Genomic DNA, 13,293 nt, shown 5'->3' with positions numbered 1-13,293 from the left:
GTAGATGACAAACTTACAGCTATTCTAACTTAAAGTTATTTACACTTGTATAAATTTTAATAAACTGTCTGCTAAATCACTAACAGCTATCCTTTATATTTAAATTTCTGCCCTTGTATATCCCCTAGTTTCCCCATGTCCAGACTTTTGATTAGCCAGTACCAAGCAGAAGTAGCCAAAATTATTCAGTTTGGCGGTTCCCGCAAAGAAACTTCTATTCGCGTGGCTTTTCAAAACCTCTTAAATGAATATTGCAAACCTAGGGACTTTCTACTAATTCCAGAGTTGGATTTTAAATTACCTAATGGTAAACTAGTTTACCCCGATGGCACCGTTAAAGATGCCTTGCGATTAGATTGGGGTTACTGGGAAAGTAAAGACCAATATGATAACTTAGACGAAGAAATAGACAAAAAGTTAAATAAAGGTTATCCTAGTAGTAACATCCTCTTTGAAGACTCCCAAACTGCGGTTTTAATTCAAAACGCCACAGAAACCCAGCGGGTATCGATGAAAGATGCTGAAGCTCTAGACACACTAATTACCAACTTTATTAATTATGTCAGACCGGAAGTTAGAGATTTTCGGTCAGCTATAGATAGTTTTAGGCAAGATTTACCCACTATCTTAGATTATCTCAGAGATTTGATTGATAGTCAAGGGGAAACTAACAGTAATTTTCAAACAGCAAGGAATAAGTTTTGGTCAATCTGTCAAGAGTCCATTAACCCAGAAATCAGTTTAATTGATATTCGCGAAATGATGATTCAGCACATCCTCACAGAGGATATTTTTCTCAATATTTTTAACGAATCTCAGTTTCACACAGAAAACAATGTCGCACGGGAGTTACAAGGGGTAATTGCTACCTTCTTTACTGGAAGTGTCAAACGTAATGCTTTAGGGAGTATTGAAAGGTATTATGCCGTAATTCGGCGCACAGCGGCTAATATTGCTAATCATCAAGAAAAACAAAGGTTTCTAAAGTCTTTGTATGAGAACTTTTATAAAGCTTATAACCCCAAAGCAGCGGATAGGTTAGGAATTGTCTATACTCCTAACGAGATTGTCCGGTTTATGATTGAAAGCACCGACTTTTTAGTACATAAACATTTTGGAAAGTTGTTAGCTGATCGGGATGTAGAGATTTTAGACCCAGCGACGGGTACGGGAACCTTTGTGACTGAGTTGATTGATTATTTACCTGTTCATTGCTTAGAGTACAAGTATAAGCATGAGATCCACTGTAATGAGGTGGCGATTTTACCTTATTATATTGCGAATTTGAATATTGAGTACACCTATAAGCAGAAGATGGGGGTATATGAGGAGTTTGAAAATATCTGTTTTGTGGATACTTTAGATAATACGCTGTTTGTGGGTAAGCAGATGGATTTGTTTGCGATGACTGTGGAGAATACAGCGAGGATTAAAAGACAGAATGATAGAACTATTTCAGTGATTATTGGCAATCCTCCTTATAATGCAAAACAGGAGAATTTTAATGATGATAATGCTAATCGGGGTTATGAGGCAATAGATAGGTTAATTAAAGCGAGTTACGTTAAATATAGTCAAGCTCAAAATAATATTGTCCTGTATGATATGTATACCCGGTTTATTAGATGGGCTTCTGATAGATTAGGTAATAATGGGATTATTGCCTTTGTTTCTAACAGTTCTTTTATTGATTCTATTGCTTATGACGGGTTTAGAAAAGTTGTAGCGAAAGAATTTAATGAGATTTATGTAATTGACACTAAAGGTAATGCGCGCACCAGTGGAGAAAGAAGACGTAAAGAGGGCGGTAATGTTTTTAGTGATGAAATTAGGGTAGGGATAGCTGTTTATTTTTTAATCAGGAATGAACACGCTCAAGGGTTTAAGGTTTATTATGATGCGATTGAAGATTATACAAATGCAGAGGATAAGAAAAAATATTTTAGTTCTCAGAAGTTTAAAGATTTAGGCTTTACTCATTTTAAACCAGATAGTAACGGTAACTGGATAAATCAAACTGATAATGATTTTGATAGTCTTTTACCTGTGGTTGATAAGGGTGTGAAAGCAGGTAAGGGACAAGAAGCTGTATTTAAGTTGTTTACAACAGGATTAAAAACTAAAAAAGATGAATGGGTTTATGATTTATCTTATCAAAATCTTAAAAATAAAATGGATTTCTTTATATCGGTTTATCAAGAAACTTTAAAAGATCAAAACTTTAATGCTAAAGAAAAAATTAAATGGGACAGAGAATTAATTAAATTTTTAAATAACAAAATTAAAAAAACATTTCATTCTAATCAAATCGTAAATAGTTTATATCGTCCATTTACCAAAAATTACCTATATTTTGATAAACATTTAAATGCCATGATGTTGCAATGGCTAAATATTTATTCTATAAATAACCTTGACAATAAATATATTGCCTATTCTGCATTAGGAAATACAAAATCCTTTCATTGTTTAGCTAGTAATACAATAATTGATTTACACCTAACAGGTGATTCCCAATGTCTCCCCCTGTACAGATACGACCAAAAAGGAAACCGCATAGATAACATCACCGACTGGGGACTAGAACAAATTCAAACCCATTACCAAGACACAACAATTACTAAAATAGATATCTTCCACTACACCTATGGAGTGCTACATAACCCAGAGTACCGCCAAAAATACGAACTCAATTTAAAACGAGACTTTCCCCGGTTACCTTTATATGATAACTTTCCCCAATGGGTGGACTGGGGAAAACAACTCATGGATTTACATATTAATTATGAAACCGTCACACCCTACAAACTCAGTCGGGTTGATATTCCCTTAAAGGGTAACCAAACCACACCCAAGCCAAAGTTAAAAGCTGATAAAACCAAAGGGATTATCATCTTAGATGATGTGACCACATTACAAGGTATACCTAGTATAGCATGGGAATATATGCTGGGCAATCGTTGCGCTTTGGAATGGATTTTAGATCAATATAAGGAGAAGAAACCCAAAGACCCGACTATTGCGGAAAAGTTTAATACTTACCGGTTTGCAGACTATAAGGAACAGGTGATAGATTTGTTGATGCGGGTGTGTAGGGTGAGTGTGGAAACTATGAATATTGTTAATCAGATGTCTGATAACTAGGGAGACAGGCGATCGCCACCCAGAGTAACCGGGGGTTAGAAACCCCCGTCTAATAGCTAAAGTCAGATAAATCTGACTAAAAAATCATGTATGTGATCATAGTCTAGACCGCCAATAAACCTTTGCGTACCTTTGCGCCAAACTTTGCGCCCTTTGCGTTTAACAACAGATATTGGATATAAACGAATAGATGATAGATCACATGGGGGGTTTTATCTCTACCCTAGGGTAGATGACAAACTTACAGTTATTCTAACTTAAAGTTATTTACACTTGTATAAATTTTAATAAACTGTCTGCTAAATCACTAACAGCTATCCTTTATATTTAAATTTCTGCCCTTGTATATCCCCTAGTTTCCCCATGTCCAGACTTTTGATTAGCCAGTACCAAGCAGAAGTAGCCAAAATTATTCAGTTTGGCGGTTCCCGCAAAGAAACTTCTATTCGCGTGGCTTTTCAAAACCTCTTAAATGAATATTGCAAACCTAGGGACTTTCTACTAATTCCAGAGTTGGATTTTAAATTACCTAATGGTAAACTAGTTTACCCCGATGGCACCGTTAAAGATGCCTTGCGATTAGATTGGGGTTACTGGGAAAGTAAAGACCAATATGATAACTTAGACGAAGAAATAGACAAAAAGTTAAATAAAGGTTATCCTAGTAGTAACATCCTCTTTGAAGACTCCCAAACTGCGGTTTTAATTCAAAACGCCACAGAAACCCAGCGGGTATCGATGAAAGATGCTGAAGCTCTAGACACACTAATTACCAACTTTATTAATTATGTCAGACCGGAAGTTAGAGATTTTCGGTCAGCTATAGATAGTTTTAGGCAAGATTTACCCACTATCTTAGATTATCTCAGAGATTTGATTGATAGTCAAGGGGAAACTAACAGTAATTTTCAAACAGCAAGGAATAAGTTTTGGTCAATCTGTCAAGAGTCCATTAACCCAGAAATCAGTTTAATTGATATTCGCGAAATGATGATTCAGCACATCCTCACAGAGGATATTTTTCTCAATATTTTTAACGAATCTCAGTTTCACACAGAAAACAATGTCGCACGGGAGTTACAAGGGGTAATTGCAACCTTCTTTACTGGAAGTGTGAAGCGTAACGCTTTAGGGAGTATTGAAAGATATTATGCCGTAATTCGGCGCACAGCGGCTAATATTGCTAATCATCAAGAAAAACAAAGGTTTCTGAAGTCTTTGTATGAGAACTTTTATAAAACCTATAACCCCAAAGCAGCGGATAGGTTGGGAATTGTCTATACTCCTAACGAGATTGTCCGGTTTATGATTGAAAGCACGGACTTTTTAGTACATAAACATTTTGGTAAGTTGTTAGCTGATCGGGATGTGGAGATTTTAGACCCTGCGACGGGTACGGGTACTTTTGTGACTGAGTTGATTGATTATTTACCTGCTCATTCCTTGGAATACAAGTATAAGCATGAGATCCACTGTAATGAGGTGGCGATTTTACCTTATTATATTGCGAATTTGAATATTGAGTACACCTATAAGCAGAAGATGGGGGTGTATGAGGAGTTTGAAAATATCTGTTTTGTGGATACTTTAGATAATACCCTGTTTGTGGGTAAGCAGATGGATTTGTTTGCGATGACTGTTGAGAATACAGCGAGGATTAAAAGACAGAATGATAGAACTATTTCAGTGATTATTGGCAATCCTCCTTATAATGCTAATCAACAAAATGAAAATGATAACAATAAAAATAGAGATTATCCAGCAATAGATAAGTTAATTCAGACGAGTTACGTTAAACACAGCACTGCTCAGAAGACAAAAGCTTATGATATGTATACCCGGTTTATTAGATGGGCTTCTGATAGGTTGGGTAATAATGGGATTATTGCTTTTATCAGTAATTCCTCTTTTCTAGATGGACGTGCATTTGATGGGTTTAGAAAGTCGGTCAGTGATGATTTTAATTACATTTACGTTATAGATTTACATGGGGATGTCAGGAAAAATCCCAAACTTTCAGGAACTACACATAATGTTTTTGGGATTCAAACTGGTGTAGCTATTATGTTGATGGTGAAAAAAACGGATACTGATTTTAATAGATGTCAAATATTTTATATTCGTCGTCCTGAGTTTGAAAGAGCAGGTGAGAAGTTAGGATTTTTATCTAATACCAAGTTTAATCAAATCCCTTTTGAACATATTACACCGGATAAAAAGTATAACTGGATAAATCAAACTGATAATGATTTTGATAGTCTTTTACCTGTGGTTGATAAGGGTGTAAAAGCAGGTAAAGGACAAGAAGCTGTATTTAAGTTGTTTTCATTAGGTGTTGCTACTAACAGAGACGAATGGGTTTATGATTTGAATCAATCAGATTTAATCAAGAAAATGAAAAACATGATTCAAGTGTACAACTCTTGTGTTGCTTCAAAAACTATAGATAATTATATTAAATGGAGTTCTTCATTAACAAGTTATTTCAATAATGGTATAAAAGTTATTTTTAATCGAGAGCTAGTGAAATTATCTTTATATAGACCATATTTTAAGCTATATCATTACACAGAAAAAATATTTAATGATAGACTGACTCAAAATCACTATGAGATGTTTTCACAAAATTTAAATGGTGAGAATAAGGTTATAGCTTTTTCAGGTATTGGTTCAAGTAAATATTTTCACTGTCTTAGTTCAAATGTACTAATTGATTTACACCTAACAGGTGATTCCCAATGTCTCCCCCTGTACAGATACGACCAAGAGGGAAAGCGCATAGATAACATCACCGACTGGGGACTAGAACAAATTCACACCCATTACCAAGACACAACAATTACTAAAATAGATATCTTCCACTACACCTATGGGGTGCTACATAACCCAGAGTACCGCCAAAAATACGAACTCAACCTAAAACGAGACTTTCCCCGCTTACCTTTATATGATAACTTTACCCAATGGGTGGACTGGGGTAAACAACTCATGGATTTACATATTAATTATGAAACTGTCACACCCTACAAACTCAGTCGGGTTGATATTCCTTTAAAGGATAACCAAACCACACCCAAGGCGAAGTTAAAGGCTGATAAAACCAAGGGAAGTATTATCTTAGATGATGTAACCACATTACAAGGTATACCCAGTATAGCATGGGAATATATGTTAGGCAATCGTTGCGCTTTGGAGTGGATTTTAGATCAATATAAGGAGAAGAAACCCAAAGACCCGACTATTGCGGAAAAGTTTAATACTTACCGGTTTGCAGACTATAAGGAACAGGTGATAGATTTGTTGATGCGGGTGTGTAGAGTCAGTGTGGAAACTATGAATATTGTTAATCAGATGTCGGGTGGTTAAGATCCCCGACTTCTTAGATCATCACAGATAGTCTAGGATAACTTAGCTAGAAGTCGGGGATCTGTGGGGGATCTGTGGGGCGATCGCTGTTGTATAATCTTGTGTTTGTTTGCTTTCCTTTCTAACTCCCAATCCCTGCGGTGGGGGGGTCAAACCCTTTAACAGAGTAGGATTGTTTGCGGAAATTCAAAGATATTTCCCTTATCTGTAATAATTTAACCAAAAAATAGACAAATAATATAAAATACACTTGAGTCAGATGCTGATGTATTTTCCGTAACTGCTGAAATTATCCCCCCACCCATAAAAGGTTAAAACCTATGCACCTACCAGCATTAACCAGCGCCGTCGCCTTAACAACAATAACATTGATCCTCAGTTCTACCCCCACTTGGAGTCAAACTAAAACCAATCCACACAGGTTGATGTGTTCCTCAATTCCCTATCCCGGTTGTGTGGAGAACATTACCACTGTGGGGTTAACACCTGAACAAACAGAAAAATACCAAAGAATCATTGCTGGTAAATCTGAGTCTTTACCCAAAACTCTATGGACATCTGCAAAAAACTCCCCGGTAGTCAGTCAAGGATTCCCAGAATTTTACAGTCAAAATCAGTCTAATCCTAATGATGCTGCTTTTTACTACAATCGAGGTAATGTTTACGTTAACCAGCAAAAATGGGATTTAGCTGTGGCTGATTACACCCAAGCTATTGCGATTAATCCTAATTATGCTGAAGCTTACATCAATCGCGGTGTTGTTTACGCTGACCAGCAAAAATGGGATTTAGCTGTGGCTGATTTTAACCAAGCTATTGCGATTAATTCTAATTATGCTGAAGCTTACAACAATCGCGGTAATGTTTACCTTAACCAGCAAAAATGGGATTTAGCTGTGGCTGATTTCAACCAAGCTATTGCGATTAATCCTAATGATGCTCTAGCTTATAACAATCGCGGTCTTGTTTACGTTAACCTGCAAAAATGGGATTTAGCTGTGGCTGACTTTACCCGATATATTGCGATTAATCCTAATGATGCTCTAGCTTATAACAATCGCGGTCTTGTTTACGTTAACCTGCAAAAATGGGATTTAGCTGTGGCTGATTTCACCCAAGCTGTTGCGATTAATCCTAATGATGCTGGTGCTTACATCAATCGCGGTAATGTTTACCTTAACCTGCAAAAATGGGATTTAGCATTGGCTGATTACACCCAAGCTGTTGGGATTAATCCTAATGATGCTGGTGCTTACATCAATCGCGGTGTTGTTTACGCTGACCAGCAAAAATGGGATTTAGCATTGGCTGATTTCAACCAAGCTGTTGGGATTAATCCTAATGATGCTGGTGCTTACATCAATCGCGGTGTTGTTTACGATAACCTGCAAAAATGGGATTTAGCTGTGGCTGATTACACCCAAGCTATTGGGATTAATCCTAATTATGCTCAAGCTTACTACAATCGCGGTGTTGTTTACGCTGACCAGCAAAAATGGGATTTAGCATTGGCTGATTTCAACCAAGCTATTGGGATTAATCCTAATGATGCTGATGCTTACGGTAATCGCGGTCTTGTTTACCGTAATCTAGGAGACATCAACAAAGCTAGGGAAAACTTCCAAAGAGCAGCGGAATTATTCCTCACTCAAGGTCGTACCGCTGATTATAAACGAGCAATTAGGCTTTTAAACTCACTGTAGCTGCAAGATCGACGACTTCTCACATGATCACAGATAATCTAGTATAATTTAGTTTCAGCAGTCCGGTATCTGTGGGGCGATAGCGAAGCGCTGCTGCAAGCAGATCGCCACCCAGGGAGCTGGGGTTAGAAACCCCCGTCTCAAAGCTAAAGTCAGATAAATCTGACTAGAATCTCATGTATTTGATTATCTTTAGGTAAAAGTCGGGGATCTGTGGGGTGGTTAAGATCGCCGACTTCTCAAATGGTCACAGATAATCTAAGAGGATGTTTGAAAAGTCCCTCATGGTGTATCTAATATTTTTAGATCCCCCTAAATCCCCCTTGAGAAGGGGGACTTTGACTCTAGTTCCCCCCTTGAGAAGGGGGACTTTGACTCTAGTTCCCCCCTTGAGAAGGGGGGTTAGGGGGGATCAAGAAGTGTCTAAAAAAAATCACCTGATAAAACTTATCAAACATCCTCTAAGATAACTTAGCTAGAAGTCCGGGTTTTCAACCCCTGGATATTCTCAACGACCTTAACAATTATGCCCAAATATAGTCGGATTTATCCGACTTCTGCTATTAGACAGGGGTTTTGAACCCCTGGATGCTGGATGCTGGATACCACATGATTTATAATCTTTTCAGAAAGGGGAGATGTTAACATCAGCAGCAACTAAAACAGGTTGTTGATAGAGAGGTACTGTAAATGTGACTGTTGAACCTAGTCCTTCCCCCAGACTGTAAAAATGTACCTCGCCACCCATGGCTTCTATGAGTTTCTGGGATATGACTAGTCCCAAACCTGTACCCCCGTACTGGCGAGTACGTGAACCATCTACCTGGGAGAATAATTGAAAGAGTTTATCTTGTTTATCCAGGGAAACACCGATACCTGTATCAGCTACTTTTACCCTGACCATTCCGGGAAATTCCTGATTTTGAAATTTCGCCTTTTTCAAGACTAAATCAGCACTGACGTTAATACTCCCTTCTTGGGTGAATTTGATGGCATTATTCACCAAGTTGAGCATGACCTGTAGTAACCTTTGGTAATTACCATGGACAATAATCTCATCAGAAGTAGGGAGCATCTGCATTTGGAAACTCAAGTTTCTTGACTCTGCTTGGGGGCGCACAAAATTTTCTACATCTTGAAATAGATCATTGAGTTTGACCGCAGAGCAAGCAAGCTCCATTTTGCCGGCTTCAATTTTGGCTATATCTAAGATATCATTGATAATATGGAGTAGATGTATTGATAAATAATGAGCCTCACAAATAAACTGATGTTGTTCTTGAGGATCATCTGCCATGCCTTCCAAAATCAGCTTTAAAAAGCCAATCATACCGTTGAGGGGGGTACGGATTTCATGGGAAACGTTAGCGAGAAATTCGCTTTTGAGGCGGGAGGCTGCTTCGGCTTTTTGACGGGCTGCTTCTAGTTCTTTATATAGGGTAGCATGGGCGATCGCGGTTCCCAACTGATCAGCAAACTCTTTGGCTAATTCTAGTTCTGCATCTGTCAAGGGGTGAAATTCATCTTTAATAGTGATGGCAATTAGTCCATTAGCTTGGTCTTGATAGCAAGTAGCCACCACTAAGATTTTGTCCGGGTAAGACAGATTATACCGGGACATCTCCATGACAACAGGTTTTAGGGTGGCCAAGGCCTTGGCAAAAGCTGGCTCAGAAGTTACATCTATTTCCCGTCCGAGCATCGAAGCTCGCTCTGGGTGGTGATACTCGGCTATGACCTGGACTCTAGAACTAGAGGGGTGGTAAGGACAGATAATGCAACGCTCTAGCCCTAGGGTTTTGCCTAAACTGTCAACTGTTTGTTGCCAAATCACATCTAAATCCAATGTCCGCCGGATATTTCTGGTAATTTTATTTACCAGCTTATGGTATGGTTGTGTGCGGACTTGATGACCCACTACATTTACAGCTAAATCTTCAGCGGGTGATTTCCTCCCAGCCACTTGTAAGAATCTTCCCATGACTAAAACTGTGGTAGCAGCAGTTCCCAAGGGTGGGATCATAGGGGAAATTACCAACTCGAACTCGAGTAATTTTTGACAGCAGCTAAACCAGCATTGGAACTTTTCCGGCACCAAAGTATTTAAAATCCGGTGTAAGCGTTCCAAATAAGCGCCATTATCTACTGGGACAAAAACCTTGTCCTCATGACTTTGATTAACTATTTGCTTAGGGTTTAAGCCCAACAGTTCGCTATGCTGACAGTAAAATGTTACGTAGCGTCCTGTCCCATCTTGAGTGTATACCAACTCTGAACTTAGAGTTGGCATACAGCCATCAGTGTGATTAGGGGAACCTTCCAGATTCTGGGGAAATAAATCCGGCAATTGGGAGTTAGCAGTAAAAGTCATTAATCGAGTTGGATAGACAAATGGCACCTCAAAGCAGTTTTGCCCAAGCCCCTGGTGAAACAATTGGGGGTAAATTATTACAGCTTTGGCATCCTTACATTGGGTATTTTGGCCTTTTTTGCACCAATAGTGACAAACTTTACGTTTTCTTCATGTTTTATTTACACCTTGTTTATTTTCAGTCATTCCACTCACCCCGGGGGGGACGGGTACGCGCCGATGGTTGCGTGTGAGTTCATCATCCCTGGAGGCCTCACCCCGCAACCATTGACGAATGGCTACCTCAATGACTTTACTGGGGTCATTGGTTAAGTGCTGAATTTGTTCTACTAACTCCGAGTCCAAGTGGACGGCGACTTCTACCTTCTTGGTGCGTTGATGCTCACCTTCGGTAGGTTTCTCTTTCATATTCATAGGTTTATATACTCAGAGATTTTTACCTCTCAAGCTTTGTCGAGGGCTGATGATCTACCATTGGAGCAATTTGCATTTATAGTGAGATAGTTACCGAAAATAACGCCAGATTAACAGCATTTGCTTTTGAATGGTAAATGTGATCAACTCCCTAAACAACAACTCCAGAATTTGTGCTGTGTAAATCAGTAGTTATAGGCAGTTAGCTAGTGTAACCCCCCACGATTTCTAGATGATTTACTGAATATATATTTATTGTAGGGTACTGGTTCGTCAATCCCATCAGGTTAAATAGACTTTAATATATATTCTTCACTCTCCGGCAACAGCGTCTTGGCTAAGAAAGGATTAAAATATATGAAGTAAATTTCTTGTTTAACCTTGATTGCTGCTTCAGCAAAGATAGTATATGACTGACGTTCCCGCAGATCGCATTCGCAATTTTTGTATTATTGCTCACATTGACCACGGGAAATCTACCCTCGCCGATCGCTTGTTACAAGCTACTGGGACTGTGGATGAGCGCCAAATGAAGGAACAGTTCCTGGACAACATGGATCTTGAACGGGAGCGCGGCATTACCATTAAGCTGCAAGCTGCCCGGATGAACTACAAGGCTAAGGATGGTCAGGAATATGTCCTGAATTTAATTGATACTCCGGGTCATGTGGATTTTTCTTATGAGGTGTCCCGGAGCCTTGTAGCCTGTGAAGGGGCGCTGTTAGTGGTGGATGCGTCTCAAGGTGTGGAGGCGCAAACTTTGGCTAATCTCTATCTGGCTCTAGAACATGACTTAGAAATTATTCCGGTTTTAAACAAAATTGATTTACCAGGAGCAGAACCGGAGCGGGTAATTGGCGAAATTGAAGAAATTATCGGTTTAGATTGTAGTGGTGCGATTCTGGCTTCGGCGAAAGAAGGAATCGGCATTAATGAAATTTTGGCAGCGGTAGTAGAGCGCATACCACCGGCAAAAGACACTACAGACGCACCCTTACGAGCATTGATTTTTGATAGTTATTACGATAGCTACCGGGGGGTAATTGTTTATTTCCGGGTGATGGATGGGAGCATTAAAAAGGGCGATCGCATTTACTTGATGGCATCAGGTAAAGAATATGTCGTTGACGAGTTAGGTGTACTGTCTCCCAATGAAAAGCAAGTTGAAGAACTCCACGCTGGGGAAGTAGGCTATTTTGCCGCCGCCATTAAAGCTGTAGCTGATGCGCGAGTGGGGGACACAGTTACCCTATCTAAAGCTAAAGCCCCAGCCGCATTACCAGGTTACACAGAAGCCAAACCCATGGTATTTTGTGGGATGTTCCCTATTGATGCCGACCAGTTTGAAGACCTGCGGGAGGCTTTAGAAAAGCTGGGACTCAATGATGCAGCTCTGCAATATGAACCGGAAACTTCTAGCGCCATGGGTTTTGGCTTCCGTTGTGGGTTTTTGGGGTTACTGCACATGGAAATTGTCCAGGAACGTTTAGAACGGGAGTATAACCTGGATTTAATTATTACAGCCCCTTCAGTTGTTTACCGTGTAGTCACTAACAAAGGTGAAGAACTGTATATAGATAATCCCAGCCATTTACCGGCTCCCAACGACCGGGAAAAAATAGAGGAGCCATACGTTCAAGTAGAAATGATTACGCCAGAAGGCTACGTCGGCACCTTGATGGAACTCTCCCAAAATCGCCGGGGTATTTTCAAGGATATGAAATATCTGGCCGAAGGACGTACTACCCTGACATACGAGTTACCTTTGGCGGAGGTGGTCACTGACTTTTTTGATCAAATGAAGTCGCGATCGCGGGGTTATGCCAGTATGGAATATCATCTCATCGGCTACCGGGAAAATCCCTTAGTCAAGCTAGATATTATGATTAACGGCGACCCCGTTGATTCCCTAGCGATGATTGTACACCGAGATAAAGCCTATGGTGTGGGGCGGTCAATGGCGGAAAAACTCAAAGAACTGATTCCCCGCCATCAATTTAAAGTGCCAATTCAAGCTGCGATCGGTAGTAAAGTCATAGCCAGTGAACACATCCCCGCTTTACGCAAAGATGTGTTAGCTAAGTGCTATGGTGGCGACATTAGCCGCAAGAAGAAACTTTTACAGAAGCAAGCAAAGGGTAAAAAACGGATGAAATCTGTGGGAACTGTGGATGTACCCCAAGAGGCTTTTATGGCTGTGTTGCGTTTAGACCAGGGCTAAAGAAAACTCTGGGATATGCTCCACAATTAAAAGCTGTGTAGAGACGTTCTGTGAGAACGTCTCTAGTTTTTTTA

At 39.5% G+C, this 13,293-nt stretch carries 5 protein-coding genes and 1 pseudogene; 4 read left to right on the top strand and 2 right to left on the bottom strand.

The features are described from left to right. Window positions 1-135: 135 nt before the first annotated feature. From AC6IZ0_RS19865 to AC6IZ0_RS19855, 3 genes are all read left to right on the top strand, one after another. Window positions 136-3,144 carry a type ISP restriction/modification enzyme gene (locus tag AC6IZ0_RS19865; RefSeq protein ID WP_497724549.1) on the top strand — a complete coding sequence of 1,003 codons (3,009 nt, stop codon included), beginning with the start codon at window positions 136-138 and terminating at the stop codon, window positions 3,142-3,144. Window positions 3,145-3,507: 363 nt separating this feature from the next. Continuing rightward, a complete protein-coding gene (locus tag AC6IZ0_RS19860; RefSeq protein WP_497724547.1) occupies window positions 3,508-6,510 on the top strand; it encodes a type ISP restriction/modification enzyme in 3,003 nt (1,000 codons plus the stop codon). A 320-nt stretch (window positions 6,511-6,830) separates the two neighbouring features. Then, window positions 6,831-8,213 carry a tetratricopeptide repeat protein gene (locus AC6IZ0_RS19855; protein ID WP_497724545.1) on the top strand — a complete coding sequence of 461 codons (1,383 nt, stop codon included), beginning with the start codon at window positions 6,831-6,833 and terminating at the stop codon, window positions 8,211-8,213. A 625-nt stretch (window positions 8,214-8,838) separates the two neighbouring features. Here AC6IZ0_RS19855 and AC6IZ0_RS19850 read toward each other — a convergent pair. Both AC6IZ0_RS19850 and AC6IZ0_RS19845 read right to left on the bottom strand, forming a co-directional pair. Beyond that, the gene (locus tag AC6IZ0_RS19850; protein WP_497724544.1) at window positions 8,839-10,584 is read right to left on the bottom strand and encodes a sensor histidine kinase; all 1,746 of its coding nucleotides are present in this window, start codon (window positions 10,582-10,584) and stop codon (window positions 8,839-8,841) included. 178 nt (window positions 10,585-10,762) lie between these two features. Next, window positions 10,763-10,998: pseudogene (locus tag AC6IZ0_RS19845) on the bottom strand (hypothetical protein). 409 nt (window positions 10,999-11,407) lie between these two features. Here AC6IZ0_RS19845 and lepA point away from each other — a divergent pair. Then, the gene (gene lepA, locus AC6IZ0_RS19840; protein ID WP_497724542.1) at window positions 11,408-13,219 is read left to right on the top strand and encodes a translation elongation factor 4; all 1,812 of its coding nucleotides are present in this window, start codon (window positions 11,408-11,410) and stop codon (window positions 13,217-13,219) included. The last annotated feature ends 74 nt before the right edge of the window (window positions 13,220-13,293 follow it).

This window comes from Anabaenopsis sp. NIES-4685, from assembly GCF_059725405.1.
The sequence above is the reverse complement of the archived record's forward strand: the minus strand, read 5'-3'. Positions and strand labels throughout refer to the sequence as shown.